We start from the raw sequence: 17,536 nt of genomic DNA on the forward strand, positions 1-17,536 counted from the left end.
GGGGCCATCTGATGCGCTCCACCGATTTCTCGCTCGCACCATTACAGGGCCGGGCTCAGGCGATGGTCGTCGTCGAGCGCCGCTTCGACACTGCCGCGGATGCGCGACGGGCCCGCCGCACGCGGCTCGAGCTGGCGGCTCACTTCGCCGACTCCCCCGGCTTTCTCTGGCAGAAGAGCTACCGCAGGTCTCCGCGCACGCTCGGAATCGCCTCGTACTTCTCGACCCGCGACCAGCTGGATCATGCACTCGTGACCGCACCCGCGCGCCTCGAGCCGTGGCTGAGACTCGGCGGCGCGCATTCGACAGGCCGTGTTCTCGAGGCCGAGCCATCCGGATACACGAACGGAATCTGGCGCGCCGAAGACGGCCGTATGGGCCATATCGAGCGTTTCACCCCGACCTCGGTCGAGGCGGCCCGCGAAACCGAGCCGCCCAGGGTCGATGCCGCATCCACCGAGCGCCCGACGGGCCACGGCCCGACGAGGCCGCGACGACCGACACGCGACCCTCACCCCATCGCCGACGCCCGCGCCATGTTCGTGGGAGCCACGAAATACACCGGCCCAGCCGCGCTCATCGCGCTGACGCGCATCTACTACCCGATGATCGCGCGCATGGTCACGATGCGTGGCTACGTGTGGTTCACCACCTACTACGAGTTTCCGTTCACGCTCGGCACGCTCGCCTTCTTCGAGCGGCGCGACGACCTGCTGGCCTTCGCGCGCATGCCAGGACACCGGCACCTCATGCAGTGGATCACGAAGGACACCCGCAACGGCACGGCCGGCTACATCCGCTTGCACGTGGCGCCGGAGACGGCAGCGCCTCTCGGCGAGACCCCGGATGCCGCGGGGTCGGGCTCGTGAGGGTCGAGACGGTCGCCGACGACGCGGCTTTTCGCGAGTTCGTCGCGCTGCCCGGTCGCCTCTGGCCCTCGAACTTAGCCGTGCCGCTGCTCGAATCGACGATCCGCTCCTGGTATCGCGGCACGAGCGCGCATCCCGAGCCGGTGCGGCTCGTCGTGGTGCGCGACGACGCAGGCAGCGTCGTCGGGCGGTCGACCGTGCACACCGACGCGCGGCTCGACGAGAAGTTCGGCGTGACCTCGCAACTGTTCGGGGCGACCGACTTCGCGAGCGCCGAAGCGGCAGACGCGCTGTTCGCGCACCTCGACGAGTCGGCCCGGTCAGCCGGCAAACAGCAGCTTCTCGGCCCCGTCTCGCTGCTGCCGAATCAGTCGGCCGGGGTCATCACCTCGGGATTCGACGAGCGCGGGTTCGTCGACTCGGCCTGGAACCCGGCGTGGGTTCCCGGTGTCTATGAGGCGGCCGGGTTTTCGCGCACTCAGCAGGCGCAGACCTGGAGCGTCGACGTGGGCTCCGTGACGACGACCGCTCCGACCCGCAACGAGTTCGCCGCCGCCGGCATCCGGCTCGAATACGGTGACAGGTCGAAGACCGACACGCTCATTCCCGAGCTGCTGGTCGTGTTGAACGACGCATTCGAGCAGCTGCCGTACTACACACGAATCACTCCGGCCGAGATGACGGCGGCGACCGACGGGCTGTCGTTCCTGCTCGACGAGAAGCTGTTGCTGCTCGCCCGCGACGATGAGTCCGGCGAGGCCGTCGCGTTCATCCTGGTGCTTCCCGACATCTCGCCGTTAGTGCAGAAGACGCGGGGCCGACTCACGGCCCTGCGCCAGCTCGAACTCCTCCTGACCCGCGGACGTTACCGCCGCGAGGCCATCCTGATCATTCAGGGCGTCGAGCCCGATCGACAGGGCCGCGGCATCCTCACCCTGCTCAGCAGGCAACTGCAGGTGAACCTCGCCGAGGGCGGCTACCGGCGACTGCGCACCACCACGGTCGGCCTCGAGAACGCGGGTTCGGCGCGGCAGTTCTCGCGCTTCGGCGGCCGACCGCTGCACGGGTCGACGCTGTACAGACGCCCCACGTCGACCACATCGACCACGTCCTCGACGTCCTCGACGTCCTCGACAGAGACACCCATCGACCGAGACGAAGGAATCGCATGATCGGCGAATCGCCCTCCCCCGAGCTGCTGAGCGATTTGGTCCTGCTCGCCAGCCGCACTCCCTCTCCGCACAACACGCAGCCCTGGTCGCCTCAGATCATCGACGGCACGATCGAGGTCTCCATCGTGCCCGGACGCACGCTGCCCGCTGGCGATCCCACGTTCCGAGACGTGATCATGTCGCTCGGAGCGTGGATCGAGAGCCTCGCGATCGGGGCCGCCGAGGCGGGCTTCGCCACCGACGTCACGGTCCTCCCCGCCCTCTCTGAGTTGGACTCGCTGCCCATCTCGGGGCCCGCCGACGTGACCCGACCCGTGTTCCGCGTCGCCCTCTCACCCGCCGACCACGATGCGACCGAGGGCGCGTCGAACCTGCATCCCTTCACCGCCGCCGAGGTGATGGAGCGACGCGTGTACCGCGGCGCGCTCGTGGGCGAGCCCGAGGTCTTCGCGCACCTCGATTCTCTGCAGCTGCCCCCGTGGCTCAGCCTTCGATCCCTCGACGACCGCGCGATGAAGCAGCTCAGCACGCTGGGCATAGCCTTCACTGCGTCACATGCCACGGTGGCGAACGAGCTGCTGCACTGGCTGCGCCTCGACCCGCGCCACCCCCGCTACCACCGCGACGGCATGACCGACGCGATGCTCGTGATGCCGAGGCCGCTCGCCCGGATCGCGGCACCGTTCACCCGCAGGGCGCGGCTCCGCGACCCGCTCGTGGCCGTGGCCGGTCCCGTCGCCCGCCTCCTCGAAGGGCTCGGACGCGACGCAGCGCTGCCCACCGGTGTGACCGACGAGCGCGGGGCGCCGACCCATCACGTTCTGGTGGCGAACTCGCGGGCGGCCGGCATCGACGACATCCTCAGCGTCACCGAGGCCATGGACAGCCGCATCGGCGTGACAGAACCGCACGCGCTCGAAGCAGGCCGGGTGCTGCAGCGGCTGTGGCTGCACGCACATCGCCAGGGCCTGGCCATCTCACCGCACTCCGAACTCATCGACTCTCCCGCCGCACACGGCGCGCTGCGCAAGCGGCTCGGGCTCTCTCGCAGCGACGTCGCTCTCTCGGTCTTCAGCGCGGGCGTCGCCCAGACAGATCGAGTTCCCCGCTCGCCGCGGTTGACCGACCCGATGCGGTGACGCCTGGCAGCGTGGGCGGCGGCGTCGTCGCCTGCCCGCAGGACGGGCGGAGATTTCGACCATCCGAGCCCCTATGCCGCTCGGACTACCGGAATCCCTGCCCGGGTGAGACCAGATTGAGGGAGCGCAGCGACACACTGCAGCAACACCAGGTTGCCGCGTAGAACGGGAGGAGATTCGTGCATCCGGCGCCGTATTTGGATCGAATGCGATCATCTCCTCCCGTTTCGGGCGCGAAATCCGCAGCTCGAATGCCGGGACGGCAACTCGGGAGGAGATTTCGACCATCCGAGCCCCTATGCCGCTCGGATAGCCGGAATCTCCGCCCGACCGGACTAGCTCCGCGCCTCCACGCCGTACTCCTCGAGCTCGCCGTCGGTCAGGAGCCGCGAGCGGATCATAAAGCGCTTGCCTTCGGGTGCCTCGACAGAGAAGCCGCTGCCCCGCCCATCGACGAGGTCGACCGTGAGATGCGTGTACTTCCAGTACTCGTACTGACTGGCCGACATGTAGAACTCGATGGGATCGAGTCCGTCGATCTCGAGGGTCTGCAGCAGCACGTCCGAGCCGCCGGTGCGGAACATGCCCACCGGGTAGCACATGGGGCTCGAGCCATCGCAGCAGCCGCCCGACTGATGGAACATCAGCGGACCGTACGTGGTGGCGAGGTGCCGCAGCATGTCTGCCGCGGCACCTGTCACCTCGACGCGCGGGCTCATGAGCGCATCGAATACGGCATTAGAAGAACCCCTGCGGTGAATTCGCGTAGCTCACCAGCAGGTTCTTGGTCTGCTGGTAGTGATCGAGCATCATGCGGTGATTCTCGCGACCGATACCCGACTGCTTGTAGCCGCCGAACGCGGCGTGGGCCGGGTACTGGTGATAGGTGTTCGACCACACGCGCCCGGCCTGGATGGCACGGCCCGCGCGATACAGCTGCGTTCCGCTGCGGCTCCAGACTCCGGCGCCCAGGCCGTAGAGCGTGTCGTTCGCGATCTCGATCGCTTCGTCGTAGCCGTTGAACTTGGTCAGCGCGAGCACGGGGCCGAAGATCTCCTCCTGGAAGATGCGCATCGAGTTGTCCCCCTCGAACACGGTCGGCTGCACGTAGTAGCCGCCCGAGAGTTCGCCGCCGAGATCGCTGCGCTCGCCGCCGATCAGCAGCTTCGCGCCCTCCTGCTTGCCGATGTCCATATAGCTAAGGATCTTCTCGAGCTGGTCGTTCGACGCCTGCGCCCCGATCATCGTGTCGGTGTCGAGCGGGTTGCCCTGCTTGACCAGCTTGACCCTCTCGAGGGCGTCGCCGACGAAGCCGTCGTAGATCGAGGCATCCACCAACGCCCGCGACGGACATGTGCAGACCTCGCCCTGGTTCAGCGCGAAGAAGGTGAAGCCCTCGAGGGCCGAGTCGTAGAACGAGTCCTTCTCGTCGGCCACGTCGGCGAAGAACACGTTGGGGCTCTTGCCGCCGAGTTCGAGGGTCACGGGGATCAGGTTCTCGCTGGCGTACTGCATGATCAGTCGGCCGGTGGTCGTCTCGCCCGTGAACGCGATCTTGCGGATGCGCGGGTGCGACGCGAGCGGGGCGCCGGCCTCGATGCCGAACCCGTTGACGATGTTGAGCACACCGGCGGGCAGTAGGTCCTTGATGAGGTCGAGCCAGACGTGGATCGACGCCGGCGTCTGCTCGGCCGGCTTGAGCACGATGCAGTTTCCTGCCGCGAGCGCGGGGGCGAGTTTCCACACGGCCATGAGGATCGGGAAGTTCCAGGGGATGATCTGCCCCACCACGCCGAGAGGCTCGTGGAAGTGATAGGCCACGGTGTCGTTGTTCAGCTCGGAGATGCCGCCCTCCTGCGCGCGGATGGCGCCGGCGAAGTAGCGGAAGTGGTCGATGGCCAGAGGGATGTCGGCGTTCAGCGTCTCGCGCACCGGCTTGCCGTTCTCCCAGGTCTCGGCCACGGCGAGCAGCTCGAGGTTCTCCTCCATGCGGTCGGCGATCTTGTTCAGGATCACCGCGCGCTCGGCCACCGAGGTCTTGCCCCAGGCGTCGAACGCTTTCCAGCCGGCGTCGACCGCCCGGTCGATGTCCTCGGCAGTGCCGCGGGCGATCTCGGTGAAGTTCTGACCGGTCACGGGCGTGGGGTTCTCGAAGTACTGGCCCTTGGCGGGAGCCACGTACTCACCTCCGATGAAGTGGTCGTAGCGCGGCTTGTAGGTGAAGACGGCCCCGTCTGTTCCGGGGTTCGCGTAGACAGTCATGCGTGTGTGCCTTTCGACGTCGTTGTCGGATGCCTGTGGTTCAGACTCCTTCGACGCTACGCTTCGCGACGTTGCAGGCCGTTGCACGGCGGCCGGATGCGACGGCGCGCGTGCCGACGACGACGTGCGCCTGTGAGGTCAAGGCCTAATCCGCGGAGGGCCATCGTGACAGGGTCGGTGATGTTCCCTCATCCCCCTCAGATCATTGGAGATCTCCGTGCCCATTCCCGCCGTCGACTACGCCCACGTGCGCCTCACCGTCGTCGACATCGCCGCCTCACGCGCGTTCTACGACACCGTCTTCGGATTCGACGTGGCCTTCGAGGCACCGCCCGCCGACGCGGACCAGGAGACGAAGGACGAGCTCGCCTTCCTGTTCGGCGGCGTCATCTATTCCTACCCGGGCGGTCTGCTCGGCCTACGCCCGGTCGCCGACGACGCCGACAGCTTCAACGAGAACAGGGTGGGCCTCGACCACCTGAGCTTCGCGGTCGCCGGCCGTGAACAGCTCGATGCCGCCGTGGTCGTGCTCGACGGGCTCGGCATCGCTCACGAAGACGTCAAGGACATCGGCTCGGGCTGCATCCTCGAATTCCGCGACCCCGACAACATCGCGCTGGAACTGTTCGCCCCCGCAGCCTAGGGACGACCTCAGCCCTCGAGCGACTCGAGGTGGGCCACGATGCCGGCCCGCCTCGGGGAGCGCGGGGGCAGCAGACGCAGCAGGGCGCTCCACACCTCGCCGTCGTCGACCGCGTCTGCCGTCTGCGCATACTCGAGCAGCACGTCGACAGAGGCGTCGGTGAGCACTGCCTCCCTCAGGCGCGCTCGCACCTCCGCACGGATGTGCTCGATGCCCGGGGCCGACGAGCCGGGCAGTACGGCGCCCGTGGCCGTGGCGAGAGCGACGCGATGCGCCCCTCGATCGAGCAGCGCCAAAACGTGCTGCGCATCCAGTTCGAGCGGATTCGTGAGTCGGTAGGGCCGCGATTCCACCCCGAGGTCGATGTGCGCGCGCTCGAGCGCCTTGCGCAGCCGCACAATCTCGGCTCTGAGGGTCACGGGCGACTCGCCCTCGTTGTAGAGCAGCGACGCGAGCTGCTCCGCCGAGAGGCCCTGCCTGTGCCAGGCCAGCAGTGTGAGCAGTTCTGTGTGCCGCGCCGACAGCTCCACCCGACCGGCGGGCGACGTGAGCTCCCCTGTGTCGCGGCCCAGCACGCGCAGCAGCGGCCTCGTCGGAGGACCGACGGGGCGCGGCGGCCGGCGGCGCACTCCGATGCGGTCGCGTTGGGCGCGAAGCCTCTGCACCATCAGCTCGGACTCCACGGCCGCCGCCGTCGCCTCCATCAACGGAAGCGTGTGCGGGTCGACCGCCTGCCGCCCTCCGGTGATGTCGATGACCCCCAGGATGCGCCGGGTCTCGGGGTCGTGCACGGGCACGGCGGTGCAGCTCCACTCGTGGGCCAGCCGGTTGAAGTGCTCGCCTCCCGAGATCTGCACGGCGTGATCGAGTTCGAGCGCGGTGCCCGGCGCCGATGTGCCCACGCGGCTCTCCGCCCAGCCCGCTCCCTCGACGAACAACATGCCCTCGGCCCGACGCCTCAGCGCGCGGTCGCCGTCGACCCACAGAAGGCGACCCATCGCATCCCCCACGGCCACGAGCATGCCCGAGTCGTCGTCGGCGTCGCGCACGAGCAGGCGGCGGATGACGGGCAGCACCGAGGCGAGCGGATGCGCGAGCCGGTAGTCGACGAGTTCGTCTTCGGCGACCTCGAGGGCGGCGAGCAGCAGCTCGGGATCGAGATGCCGCTCGAGGGCGCGATTCCAGGAGGCCCTGACCAGGGGTCGGGGAGCTGCCGGCGCGGCCTGGGGCTGCGCGAGCCAGGGGCTCGTCATAGGATGCCAATCAACGCTGATCGAACGGGGAATGCGGGCCGGACCACGAGCATCCGGACGTACTGTCGAGGATACCCGTTTCGGGTGCCTACGCGGCGTCGAACGACGACTCGGACACCGTCTTCAGGTCTTCGCCGAAGGTGAAGCTCGCGTGCACGGTCTCACCGTCGAGCACCTGGGGCAGCCAGTACTTCGCGTCGTCCCACATGCCGTCGAGCGGCAGCTCGGTCACGTCGTACCAGTCGGGCACGAGTTCGTCCGACTCCGCCGGCGTTCCGCTGAACGCGTCGACGACGAAGACGGTCGAATCCTGGCTCCAGTTCTCGCGAAAAGGGAAGGCGTAGCGGATGAAGCCCACCTCGCTCACCGCGGTCGGCTCGACGATCAGGCTCGACTCCTCTTCGATCTCGCGCACGATGGCCTGCAGGGCCGCCTCACCGGGTTCGATCTTGCCGCCGAGGCCCACGATGTTGCCGAGCCCGAGGCCCGTCTTCTTGCGGCCGAGCAGCACCTGGCGCACGCCCTGCTCTGAGCGCCGGGTGATGAAGCAGACGCAGACCTGGTACGGAGACATTGCAGCAGGCTACCCGCCGCAGATGTTCGGCATGTTACGAGGTGAGGTGCTTCAGCATGCGCGTGTTGCCGAGCGTGTTCGGCTTGACGCGGGCGAGGTCGAGGAACTCGGCGACGCCCTCATCGGGAGAGCGCACCAGTTCGGAGTACACGTCGGGATCGACGAGGCCGAGCGGCGAGGCGATGAAGCCGTTGCGCTCGAAGAAGCCCACCTCGAAGGTGAGGCAGAACAGCCGGGTGAGGCCCAACCGGCGAGCCTCGCCCTCGACGGCCTCGAGAAGGGCGTGGCCCACGCCCTTGCCGAGCCAGGCGTCGGCTACGGCCAGAGTACGCACCTCGCCGAGGTCGTCCCAGAACACGTGCAGGGCGCCGCAGCCGATGCGATTGCCCTCATCGTCGATGGCGATGTAGAACTCCTGCACCGCCTCGTAGAACACGACGAGGTCTTTGCCCAGGAGGATTCGTCGCTGAACGAGGGGCTCCACGAGCTCCTTGATCCACGGCACATCACTCGTCTGCGCGCGCCGCACCGTGTAGGTGGGGGCGGGCTTCGTCACTTCGGGCATCGAACCAGCCTATTGCCACTTCGGCCCTGCGGAGTGCACAGCGCGCCCTCGCCGACTCTTCTCGTCGGCGCGCACGGGCGTCGACGTGATCAGGCCTTGGACTCGCGCGCGAGGAGACGACCGAGGAGTTCGAGTTCTCGAGGCGTGACGCGTCGCTCGACATTCGACGCCCGACGGTCGCCCAGCTTTCTGATGATCTTCTTCATGCCCAGCCCTCTGCTGATCCGTCGCGCTATGCCCGCGTGCCGACCGGGCTGTATGCCCTCACCTGAAGAGACACGCACCGGTGCAGATCATGACGCGGGTTCGCGTACCGATCCGTCGCCGGTCACGACTCGGTGTGCACGGTGGGATCAGGAAAACGAGTCTCGATCGTGAGCTTCTCGCCCCGACGGATGCGTGCCCAGACGATGAAGCCCACGATCGTGAAGGCCCCGTAGAACACGTACATGAACGCCGAGGCGTAGTAGCCGGCAGACACGAGCAGCGGAACGCCGACGAGGTCGACGGCCACCCAGATCAACCAGAACTCGACCCAGCCCTTGGCCATGCCGTAGGTGGCGAGAAGCGAGCCCACGAAGATCCATGCGTCGGCCCAGACGGGCTCGTACGACCCGAGCAACTGGAACACCGGCGTCACGATCGCCGTGCCGCCGACCAAGGCCACCACGAGCCAGGTCCTGTTCTTCCAGCCGGCCCACTGCGGGCTCACCGCTGCCCCGCCGTCGTGCTTCGCCTGCTGCCAGCGCACCCAGCCGTAGATCGACACGACGATGAACATCACCTGTCTGCCAGCCTGGCCGAGGAGGTTCACCGGGTTGGGGGTGCCGAACACGGCGCCGAGGAACACGGTGAAGAGAAGGGCGTTGCCCACGATGCCGACCGGCCACGCCCAGACCTTGCGTCGCATCCCGCCCAGCGCGCTGAGCAGCCCGAACACGTTGCCGAGAACCTCACGCCACAGGATCGTCTGGTCGCCGATGTGCAACTGCGCGTTGAACAGCCAGTTCAGAACATCCACGGTGCGCCTTCTCTCTCAGACCGATGGGCCACAGCGACACAACGCCCGAGGCATGCGCGCCATTCCCTCTCGGCGACGCTCAGCCACGCCGCCGCTGTCGCCGCCACGCGCGGAAGCCCTTCGGATTGCAGACCGAATCGGCGGGAAACTCGAAGGCGCTGAGGGGCTCGCCCGCATCCACCAGCTGCCCAACGCCCGCGAAGCCGGCCATGCATTGCTCGACGGCGTCGACGACGTCGCTGTGGGTCTCGAGGCCGCTGACGGCCGAGACGGTGAGCCAGGTCTCGGGATGGTCTGTGTCGGCCTGCTCCGACGGAATCACCTGGGCGACGGCGAAACCGTGCACGACCAGCGCCCTGGCCCGGGGCGGGAGAAGAAACCGGGCAGCGTCGGCCAGGATCGAGCCGCTGAGCCAGAACTCACGGGCCGCCGAGCCGATCTCCAGCTCGATGGTCGACTCGTCGATGGCGGTCGCGGGGTGGAACCCTCGGCCGACGAACACTCCGGCCACTGTGCTGAGAACCTCCGCGGGACGCCCGCGAACCAGGATCCGGCGGGCGGGGTAGTAGCGCAACTGCACAGAGCTCGGCATGCGCCCAGTGTAGGGACTCATCGTGCTGCGTCTTAAACGTGGAATGCCGCGTTCCGATGCCCGAATGGGGAATCGAAACGCGGCATCCGCGTTCGCTGCGGTTATCTCTTAGAGAGAGTCGGTCGGGCCCGTGGATGCGGCAGCGGCCGCCGAGGAGGCCGCGATCTCGCCGGCGGGCGCCAGCTCGTCGTCGACACCGGGGCGGCGGCTCGTTGTGAACACGAACTCGGTGCCGATGAAGTCGACGTGCACGTGGTCGCCCGCGTTGAGCTCGCCGTGCAGGATGCGCTCGGAGAGGCGGTCTTCGACCTCGTTCTGGATCGCGCGACGCAGCGGTCGTGCTCCCAGCGTGGGATCGAAGCCGACCTCGATGAGGCGCTCCTTGGCCGACTGCGTGAGCTCGATCGACAGGTCGCGGTCGAGCAGGCGGTCACGCAGGCGCTTGATGAACAGATCGACGATCTGCAGCAGCTCGCCCTTCGACAGCTGCGGGAACACGATGGTGTCGTCGACGCGGTTGAGGAACTCGGGCTTGAAGTGACGCTTGAGCTCCTCGTTCACCTTCGCCTTCATGCGCTCGTAGGTGGTCTCGACGTTGCTGTCGCTCTGGAAGCCGATCGGAGCGCCTGAGATGCCCTTCGTTCCGAGGTTCGTGGTCATGATGATGACCGTGTTCTTGAAGTCGACGACACGACCCTGACCATCGGTCAGGCGCCCCTCCTCAAGGATCTGGAGGAGCGAGTTGAAGATGTCGGGGTGAGCCTTCTCGATCTCGTCGAACAGCACCACGCTGAACGGCTTGCGGCGCACCTTCTCGGTGAGCTGCCCGCCCTCTTCGAAGCCGACGAATCCGGGAGGAGCACCGAACAGTCGCGAGACCGTGTGCTTCTCGCCGTACTCCGACATGTCGAGGGAGATCAGGGCGTCTTCGTCGTCGAACAGGAACTCGGCGAGCGCCTTGGCGAGCTCGGTCTTACCGACACCGGTGGGGCCAGCGAAGATGAACGAGCCCGAGGGGCGCTTCGGGTCTTTCAGGCCGGCACGGGTGCGGCGGATCGTGCGGGACAGAGCCTCGATGGCCTGCTCCTGGCCGATGACGCGCTGGTGCAACGCCCGCTCCATGAAGACGAGTCGCGAGGACTCCTCTTCGGTGAGCTTGAAGACCGGGATACCGGTCGCCTGGGCCAGGACCTCGGCGATCAGACCCTCATCGACGATGCCGGATGTCTTGACATCGCCCGACTTCCACTGCTTCTCGAGGCGCAGTCGCTCGCCGAGGAGGTTCTTCTCCTCGTCGCGCAGGCTGGCAGCCTTCTCGAAGTCCTGGTCTTCGATCGCGGCCTCTTTCTGGCCCCGGACTCCGGCGATGCGCTCGTCGAACTCGCGCAGCTCCGGCGGCGCCGACAGGATCGACAGACGCAGGCGGGCGCCGGCCTCGTCGATCAGGTCGATCGCCTTGTCGGGCAAAAAGCGGTCGGCGACGTAGCGGTCGGCCAGGTTGGCCGCCGAGACGATGGCACCGTCGGTGATCGAGACCTTGTGGAACGCCTCGTACTTGTCGCGCAGGCCCTTCAGGATGTTGATCGTGTGTGCCAGCGAGGGCTCGGCGACCTGGATCGGCTGGAATCGACGCTCGAGAGCGGCGTCTTTCTCGAAGTGCTTGCGGTACTCGTCGAGCGTGGTCGCGCCGATGGTCTGCAGCTCGCCTCGAGCCAGGAGCGGCTTGAGGATCGACGCTGCGTCGATGGCACCCTCGGCAGCGCCCGCACCAACGAGGGTGTGGATCTCGTCGATGAAGACGATGATGTCGCCGCGGGTGCGGATCTCTTTCGTGACCTTCTTAAGACGCTCTTCGAAGTCTCCGCGGTAGCGGCTACCGGCGATGAGCGAACCGAGGTCGAGCGAGTAGAGCTGCTTGTCTTTCAGCGTCTCGGGAACGTCGCCCTTGACGATGGCCTGGGCGAGGCCTTCGACCACTGCGGTCTTTCCGACGCCGGGCTCACCGATCAGAACAGGGTTGTTCTTCGAGCGGCGCGACAGGATCTGCATGACGCGCTCGATCTCTTTCTCGCGCCCGATCACCGGGTCGAGCTTGTTGTCGCGAGCGGCCTGGGTGAGGTTGCGACCGAACTGGTCGAGAACCTGCGAACCCTTGTCGGGAGTGGCGTCGTTTCCGCCAACGGCGACCTGCTCCTTGCCCTGGTAGCCAGAGAGGAGCTGGATGACCTGCTGGCGCACCCGGTTGAGGTCGGCGCCCAGCTTCACGAGGACCTGGGCTGCGACGCCCTCGCCCTCGCGGATGAGTCCGAGCAGGATGTGCTCGGTGCCGATGTAGTTGTGACCCAGCTGCAGAGCCTCGCGCAGCGAGAGCTCGAGCACCTTCTTGGCACGCGGGGTGAACGGGATGTGGCCGGTGGGCTGCTGCTGGCCCTGGCCGATGATGTCTTGAACCTGCTCGCGAACCGCATCGAGCGAGATGTTGAGCGACTCGAGTGCCTTAGCGGCGACGCCTTCTCCCTCGTGGATGAGGCCGAGCAGGATGTGCTCGGTGCCGATGTAATTGTGGTTGAGCATCTTGGCCTCTTCTTGGGCCAAAACAACGACGCGGCGAGCTCGGTCGGTAAATCTCTCAAACATGTCTGTCTCCTTGAACACCAGGGCAGGGATGGCGCTCGATGTACTGATGCTAATCAGCGTCGAGGGCGAATACTGCTCTGTTCGCCCTAGGCGTGACGGGGATGGTTCTCCGACACGGAAGGATCGGAGGGCTTCGTGTGCGGGAGTGAAACACGCCTGACGCCGACGACGCAACCACCCCGGTCGCCTTACCGGCGGTGCTTAGCCTGGATACATGACTGATCAGTACACACTCCAGGACCCCACGAAGATGTACGCCGACATCGACACGGAAGAGCAGTATCAAGAGGGCGCCGGTCTCGACGCGAAACTCAACGACAAGGCAGACCACGGAGAGAAGACCTACCGCGGCTCGGGTCGCCTCTCCGGGCGCAAGGCACTCGTCACCGGAGGCGACTCCGGCATCGGCGCGGCTGTGGCGATCGCGTACGCCCGCGAGGGTGCCGACGTGGCCATCTCCTACCTTCCCGAAGAGGAGGAGGACGCCCAGCGTATCGTCGGCCTGATCGAGGAGGCCGGCCGCACGGCCATCGCCATCCCCGGCGACATCGTCGACGCAACCTTCTGCCGCGAGCTCGTCGCGACGGCGGTCGAGGGCCTCGGCGGCCTCGACATCCTCGTCAACAACGCGGGCAAGCAGCAGTTCCGCGAGACGCTCGACGAGGTCTCGGACGACCAGTTCGACGAGACGTTCAAGACGAATGTCTACGCCATGTTCTGGATCACCAAGGCTGCTCTGCCCCACCTCAAGCCGGGCTCGGCCATCATCAACACCTCGTCGATCCAGGCGTACTCCCCCAGCGAGATGCTCGTCGACTACGCCACCACGAAGGCGTCGATCAACACGTTCTCGAAGGGCCTGGCCCAGCAGCTGGCTCCGAAGGGAATCCGAGTCAACGTCGTCGCGCCCGGACCGATCTGGACGCCCCTGCAGACCGCGGGCGGGCAGCCGCCCGAGAAACTGCCCAGCGTCGGAGAGCAGACGCCGCTCGGCCGATGGGGTCAGCCGGCAGAGTTGGCCCCGGCCTACGTCTTCCTCGCGTCGAACGAATCCAGCTACGTCGTCGGCGAGACGCTCCACGTGAACGGCGGTATGCCCACGCCGTAGCGTCGGCCGAACCACCCTTCGACAGGCTCAGGAGACGCGTCGTCTTCTGAGCCTGTCGCATGCGACGCACGTTCTGCGCGGCGCAGTCACGCGTAGCTGACGGCGATCATGGTCGTTCCCGCCCCCATCTTGAGAACCCCGTCGATCGCCCAGAACACGCGGAACGGAATCCGCGTACTGCGCAGCCCGACCAGGGCGTTCGCCATGCACACCAGGCCGAGGGTTCCGCAGATCACACCGTGACTCGCGGTCAAGACGAGAAAGTGCGCGCCGACCACGAAGAGCATCCACATCCAGAACGATCGCGAGTCGCGGTCGAGGTTTCTCTCCACGACGAGGTTCACGAGGTATCCCTCGACGAGCACGGCCAGACCGAGCACCGCCCACTGCCACCATTCGGGGTATCCGATGCCCTCGAAGATGATCTTCGTGACCCCTCCGACCGCCATGACGACGACTCCGAGGGCTGCACCGGCGATGAGAGCCACGATGCGGAACCGACGCGATCGGCCGAGAGCTCCGACGAGGATTCCCAGACCGATCGACACGAGAAAGCCGCCGCCTCCTCGAACGAGAGGAAAGAGCTCCGGGCTGTTCGTGAGGAAGTCCATGCCCCATGCTGACAGAGCCGCCCCGAACCGGCCACTGATCGATGCACCCGCATCGACAGGCGCTTAGGCTTCAGACGTGAGCAATCTCGAGAAGCATCCCACCGAGCTCCTCATCGGCGACGACGACGAGGTGCTGGGTTCTGAGCCACTCCTCGTCACGATCCTGGCGCCCCGCGAGGTGCCGCTCGGCGGCCCCCGTGCGATGACCGTGCACCGCACACTTCCGAGCAGGGAACGGAGCATGATCGGCGCCTGGTGCTTCGTCGACCACTACGGCCCCACCGATGTGCGCACGAACGCGGGCATGGTCGTTCCGCCCCACCCGCACACCGGTCTCCAAACGGTGAGCTGGCTGTTCGACGGCGAGATCGAGCATCGCGACAGCGTGGGCAGCCACGCCTTCGTGCGACCGGGCGAGCTGAACCTGATGACGGCAGGGCGGGGCATCAGCCATTCAGAGGTGTCGACCGAGAACACCACTCTTCTGCATGGCGTGCAACTGTGGCTGGCACTGCCCGACGCGTCTCGAGAGGTGGCGCCGTTCTTCGAGAGTCACACCGCCGCCGTCACGACGCTCGGCGACGCGACGATCACTGTGTTCCTCGGCTCCGTCGCCGGAGTCTCGGCCACGGCCACGACGTTCACCCGCGTGCTGGCCGCACAGCTCGACCTTCCGAAGCGCACGCGCATCGATCTCCCGGTCGATCCGCGCGACGAGCACGGCATCCTGGTCGACAGGGGGTCGGTGGCCGTCGACGGCACGCCCGTCGCCCGCACCGAACTCGCGTTCGTCGAGCCCGGCGCATCCACCCTCACGATCGAGACGGGCGACGACGACGCCCGACTGATCCTGATCGGCGGCGAGCCGTTCGGCGAGCAGATCGTGATGTGGTGGAACTTCGTCGGCCGAACCCACGACGAGATCGTCGCGTACCGCACTGCGTGGCAGGCCGAGGCGATCGGCTCGGGCGAGGTGGATGCGCGTGCGCCGCGCTTCATCAGCACGCACGGCGACCCCGGCACGCCAGATGGCCACGGCTACACGGGCTCGCCCCTGCCCGCGCCCGCGTTGCCGACCGTGCGGCTACTGCCTCGTCGGCGCTGAGCTACTGCAGGGCGCTGGTGAGTCTGGCCAGGTTGTCGAGGATGGTGGAGCGCAGGGGCTGGGTGAGCCACTCGTCGAGCGTCAGCTCGCGACTGACCTTTCTGTAGCCGTCTTCGATCTCACGCATCTCCGAGACGAACGAGCGGCCGCGCACCATGAGCGACACCTCCATGTTGAGGCTGAACGATCGCATGTCCATGTTGCTCGACCCGATCACGGCCACGTCGTCGTCGATGGTGAAGTGCTTCGCGTGCAGAATGTAGGGCGCCTGGTACATGTAGATGCGCACTCCCGCGCGCAGCAGGGCCTCGTAGTACGAGCGCTGGGCGTGATAGACCAGCCCCTGATCTCCGATCTCCGACACGAAGAGCTCGACCTGCACGCCGCGCTGCGTGGCGGTCGTGATGGCGTAGAGCATGGCCTCGTCGGGAACGAAGTACGGGCTCGTGACGATGATGCGGTTCTGCGCGTAGTAGAGCAGCGCGAGGAAGAGCCGGAGGTTGTTCTCGCCCTCGAACCCCGGGCCGGACGGCACGACCTGGCAGTCGAGGGAATCGGGCGACTCCTCCACGACCTCGGGAGTGATCGGATCGGTCTCACGCATCAGCAGCTCGTTGGTCTCGCTGTACCAGTCGGTGATGAAGATGGCGTTGAGGCCGGCGACGATGGGGCCGTCGAGGCGCGTCATGAGGTCTTGCCACTGCAGACCGCGCCGGATGTTGCCCCTCTTGTTGTAGCTGCGGTCGATCATGTTCTGCGACCCCATGTAGCCAATCTTGCCGTCGATGATCAGCAGCTTGCGGTGGTTGCGCAGATCGGGGCGCTGGTACTTGCCGCGCAGGGGCTGCACCGGAAGCATGAACGACCACTGCACGCCGAGTTCGGTGAGCTTCTTTGTCGTTCTGCGGTGGTGCGGCGACCTGATGGATGCGATGTGGTCGAGCAGCACGCGCACCGTCACGCCGCGCTTGACGGCGGCTTCCAGGGCCTCGAAGAACGCCTCCGAGGCGGTGTCGTACGACATGATGTAGAACTCGACGTGAACGTAGCGCCGGGCCTTGCCGACGTCTGCCGCCATCGACGCGATCGACCGGGCGTAGTCGCCGATCAGGCTAGCGTTGTTGCCGCCGACGAGGGGCATGGATCCGAGGTTGCGGTTGAGCTCGACCACCGACTCGAGCCACGGCGGCCAGGCGTGGTTCTTCGTGACGAGATCGATGCCCTCGGTCGTCTCGAGAATGAACTGGTTGATCGCCTGCTGCTTGTCACGCCTCTTCTTGGGCAGCTTGTAGCTGCCGATGAGCAGAAAAGTGAGCACGCCGATATAGGGCAAGAAGAAGATGGCCATGAGCCAGGCGACGGCTGTGGCCGGCCGTCGGTTGCGGGGAACCACGATGATCGCCGTGACACGCACGAGGAAATCGATGAGCACGGCGACGATGAGAACCCAGCCCGCGGCATTGATTCCGAACACGCAGGCTCCCCTCGACTACTGCCCCGACGACAACCGTAGCGTGTCCGGACGACCCCGATGGTGCAGTGGACGCGTCGCTCAGAGCCGTGGAGCGGAGGCGTCGACGGGCGCCTCGTCGGAGGCGGCGTTCGACGCCGCCAGCTTGGCGCGCTCTTCTGCCTCGATCTTCGAGAAGGCACGGCGCTCGTGCTTGTCTGCGCGCAGAATGACGAACATCACGAGCCAGAAGACGAGTCCGACGAGCACAGTGGGGGCGAGGGCGCCCAGCCCGGCGAGAATGTCATCCATGATCGCCGAGTTTAGCAGCCGCTGCCGCGCACGAGCCCGGCTCGGCCGGACTGCTCAGCTGCTCTTGGTGATGATTCCGTAGACGCCGGTGCCGATGAGGTAGAGCGCAACCGCGGTGACCACGATCCAGATCAGCAGTCGGGAGTTGCTGACCCGACCATCGTCTTTCTTCTTTCCCTCATCGTCGAGGGGATTCTTGTTTCCACCGAAAAAGCTCATGCTG

18 protein-coding genes are annotated in these 17,536 nt (G+C 66.7%); 6 read left to right on the forward strand and 12 right to left on the reverse strand.

The window, feature by feature from the left end; translation table 11 throughout:
• Positions 1-11 precede the first annotated feature (11 nt).
• From ASE64_RS07840 to ASE64_RS07850, 3 genes are read left to right on the forward strand one after another with little or no spacing between them, the layout of a single operon-like run.
• Positions 12-869: a hypothetical protein gene (locus tag ASE64_RS07840; RefSeq protein ID WP_055778469.1), complete on the forward strand. Its 858-nt coding sequence runs from the start codon at positions 12-14 to the stop codon at positions 867-869.
• Positions 866-2,041, forward strand: coding sequence for a hypothetical protein (locus ASE64_RS07845; RefSeq protein WP_200920154.1), 1,176 nt, complete (start codon positions 866-868; stop codon positions 2,039-2,041). Before ASE64_RS07840 ends, ASE64_RS07845 begins: the two co-directional genes overlap by 4 nt.
• On the forward strand, positions 2,038-3,180 hold the full coding sequence (locus tag ASE64_RS07850; RefSeq protein WP_055778472.1) for a hypothetical protein: 1,143 nt from the start codon (positions 2,038-2,040) through the stop codon (positions 3,178-3,180). Before ASE64_RS07845 ends, ASE64_RS07850 begins: the two co-directional genes overlap by 4 nt.
• Positions 3,181-3,515: 335 nt before the next feature.
• Here the strand turns inward: ASE64_RS07850 and ASE64_RS07855 are convergent, their stop codons facing one another.
• Together ASE64_RS07855 and exaC are read right to left on the reverse strand one after the other, a co-directional pair.
• A complete protein-coding gene (locus ASE64_RS07855) occupies positions 3,516-3,899 on the reverse strand; it encodes a DUF779 domain-containing protein (protein WP_055778475.1) in 384 nt (127 codons plus the stop codon).
• A gap of 19 nt (positions 3,900-3,918) precedes the next feature.
• Positions 3,919-5,442, reverse strand: a complete 1,524-nt coding sequence (gene exaC / locus ASE64_RS07860; RefSeq protein WP_055778478.1) for an acetaldehyde dehydrogenase ExaC — start codon at positions 5,440-5,442, stop codon at positions 3,919-3,921.
• Between the two features lie 217 nt (positions 5,443-5,659).
• Between exaC and ASE64_RS07865 the strand changes: the two genes are divergently transcribed.
• Positions 5,660-6,085 (forward strand): VOC family protein, encoded by a 426-nt coding sequence (locus ASE64_RS07865; protein ID WP_055778481.1) that lies wholly within the window; start codon positions 5,660-5,662, stop codon positions 6,083-6,085.
• A gap of 8 nt (positions 6,086-6,093) precedes the next feature.
• Here ASE64_RS07865 and ASE64_RS07870 read toward each other — a convergent pair whose 3' ends face one another.
• The 6 genes from ASE64_RS07870 to ASE64_RS07895 all read right to left on the reverse strand — a co-directional run bounded on the left by ASE64_RS07870 (position 6,094) and on the right by ASE64_RS07895 (position 12,727).
• Entirely contained in the window at positions 6,094-7,338 is a 1,245-nt protein-coding gene (locus tag ASE64_RS07870; RefSeq protein ID WP_055778484.1) for a helix-turn-helix domain-containing protein, read from the reverse strand.
• An 88-nt stretch (positions 7,339-7,426) separates the two neighbouring features.
• On the reverse strand, positions 7,427-7,912 hold the full coding sequence (locus ASE64_RS07875) for an 8-oxo-dGTP diphosphatase (protein ID WP_055778487.1): 486 nt from the start codon (positions 7,910-7,912) through the stop codon (positions 7,427-7,429).
• Positions 7,913-7,946: 34 nt separating this feature from the next.
• Positions 7,947-8,477, reverse strand: a complete 531-nt coding sequence (locus ASE64_RS07880) for an amino-acid N-acetyltransferase (RefSeq protein ID WP_055778490.1) — start codon at positions 8,475-8,477, stop codon at positions 7,947-7,949.
• A gap of 328 nt (positions 8,478-8,805) precedes the next feature.
• The gene (gene pnuC, locus ASE64_RS07885) at positions 8,806-9,498 is read right to left on the reverse strand and encodes a nicotinamide riboside transporter PnuC (RefSeq protein ID WP_055778492.1); all 693 of its coding nucleotides are present in this window, start codon (positions 9,496-9,498) and stop codon (positions 8,806-8,808) included.
• Between the two features lie 79 nt (positions 9,499-9,577).
• Positions 9,578-10,090: a hypothetical protein gene (locus ASE64_RS07890; protein WP_055778495.1), complete on the reverse strand. Its 513-nt coding sequence runs from the start codon at positions 10,088-10,090 to the stop codon at positions 9,578-9,580.
• Between the two features lie 108 nt (positions 10,091-10,198).
• Complete coding sequence (locus ASE64_RS07895; RefSeq protein WP_055779780.1) at positions 10,199-12,727, reverse strand: ATP-dependent Clp protease ATP-binding subunit; 2,529 nt, start codon at positions 12,725-12,727, stop codon at positions 10,199-10,201.
• Positions 12,728-12,941: 214 nt separating this feature from the next.
• Between ASE64_RS07895 and ASE64_RS07900 the strand changes: the two genes are divergently transcribed.
• Positions 12,942-13,835 carry a glucose 1-dehydrogenase gene (locus ASE64_RS07900; protein WP_055778499.1) on the forward strand — a complete coding sequence of 298 codons (894 nt, stop codon included), beginning with the start codon at positions 12,942-12,944 and terminating at the stop codon, positions 13,833-13,835.
• An 86-nt stretch (positions 13,836-13,921) separates the two neighbouring features.
• On the opposite strand, the gene ASE64_RS07905 is transcribed toward ASE64_RS07900, so the two are convergent.
• On the reverse strand, positions 13,922-14,446 hold the full coding sequence (locus ASE64_RS07905) for a DUF6609 family protein (protein WP_055778503.1): 525 nt from the start codon (positions 14,444-14,446) through the stop codon (positions 13,922-13,924).
• A 76-nt stretch (positions 14,447-14,522) separates the two neighbouring features.
• Between ASE64_RS07905 and ASE64_RS07910 the strand changes: the two genes are divergently transcribed.
• Complete coding sequence (locus ASE64_RS07910; protein WP_055778505.1) at positions 14,523-15,551, forward strand: pirin family protein; 1,029 nt, start codon at positions 14,523-14,525, stop codon at positions 15,549-15,551.
• Position 15,552: 1 nt separating this feature from the next.
• Here ASE64_RS07910 and cls read toward each other — a convergent pair whose 3' ends face one another.
• The 3 genes from cls to ASE64_RS17395 form a co-directional block, all read right to left on the reverse strand.
• On the reverse strand, positions 15,553-17,016 hold the full coding sequence (gene cls / locus ASE64_RS07915; protein ID WP_055779783.1) for a cardiolipin synthase: 1,464 nt from the start codon (positions 17,014-17,016) through the stop codon (positions 15,553-15,555).
• Between the two features lie 87 nt (positions 17,017-17,103).
• Entirely contained in the window at positions 17,104-17,313 is a 210-nt protein-coding gene (locus tag ASE64_RS07920) for a hypothetical protein (protein ID WP_055778510.1), read from the reverse strand.
• Positions 17,314-17,367: 54 nt separating this feature from the next.
• Positions 17,368-17,532, reverse strand: a complete 165-nt coding sequence (locus ASE64_RS17395; RefSeq protein ID WP_156351712.1) for a hypothetical protein — start codon at positions 17,530-17,532, stop codon at positions 17,368-17,370.
• Between the last annotated feature and the right edge of the window lie 4 nt (positions 17,533-17,536).

The organism is Agreia sp. Leaf210, from assembly GCF_001421485.1.
Taxonomy (GTDB): domain Bacteria; phylum Actinomycetota; class Actinomycetes; order Actinomycetales; family Microbacteriaceae; genus Agreia.

Coding starts and splice junctions, on each gene's coding strand:
- ASE64_RS07895 (WP_055779780.1), bottom strand. CDS start 12,727: ATGTTTGAGAGATTTACCGACCGAGCTCGCCGCGTCGTTGTTTTGGCC.
- ASE64_RS07840 (WP_055778469.1), top strand. CDS start 12: ATGCGCTCCACCGATTTCTCGCTCGCACCATTACAGGGCCGGGCTCAG.
- ASE64_RS07900 (WP_055778499.1), top strand. CDS start 12,942: ATGACTGATCAGTACACACTCCAGGACCCCACGAAGATGTACGCCGAC.
- ASE64_RS07875 (WP_055778487.1), bottom strand. CDS start 7,912: ATGTCTCCGTACCAGGTCTGCGTCTGCTTCATCACCCGGCGCTCAGAG.
- ASE64_RS07870 (WP_055778484.1), bottom strand. CDS start 7,338: ATGACGAGCCCCTGGCTCGCGCAGCCCCAGGCCGCGCCGGCAGCTCCC.
- ASE64_RS07905 (WP_055778503.1), bottom strand. CDS start 14,446: ATGGACTTCCTCACGAACAGCCCGGAGCTCTTTCCTCTCGTTCGAGGA.
- ASE64_RS17395 (WP_156351712.1), bottom strand. CDS start 17,532: ATGAGCTTTTTCGGTGGAAACAAGAATCCCCTCGACGATGAGGGAAAG.
- ASE64_RS07850 (WP_055778472.1), top strand. CDS start 2,038: ATGATCGGCGAATCGCCCTCCCCCGAGCTGCTGAGCGATTTGGTCCTG.
- exaC (WP_055778478.1), bottom strand. CDS start 5,442: ATGACTGTCTACGCGAACCCCGGAACAGACGGGGCCGTCTTCACCTAC.
- ASE64_RS07880 (WP_055778490.1), bottom strand. CDS start 8,477: ATGCCCGAAGTGACGAAGCCCGCCCCCACCTACACGGTGCGGCGCGCG.
- ASE64_RS07855 (WP_055778475.1), bottom strand. CDS start 3,899: ATGAGCCCGCGCGTCGAGGTGACAGGTGCCGCGGCAGACATGCTGCGG.
- ASE64_RS07890 (WP_055778495.1), bottom strand. CDS start 10,090: ATGCCGAGCTCTGTGCAGTTGCGCTACTACCCCGCCCGCCGGATCCTG.
- ASE64_RS07920 (WP_055778510.1), bottom strand. CDS start 17,313: ATGGATGACATTCTCGCCGGGCTGGGCGCCCTCGCCCCCACTGTGCTC.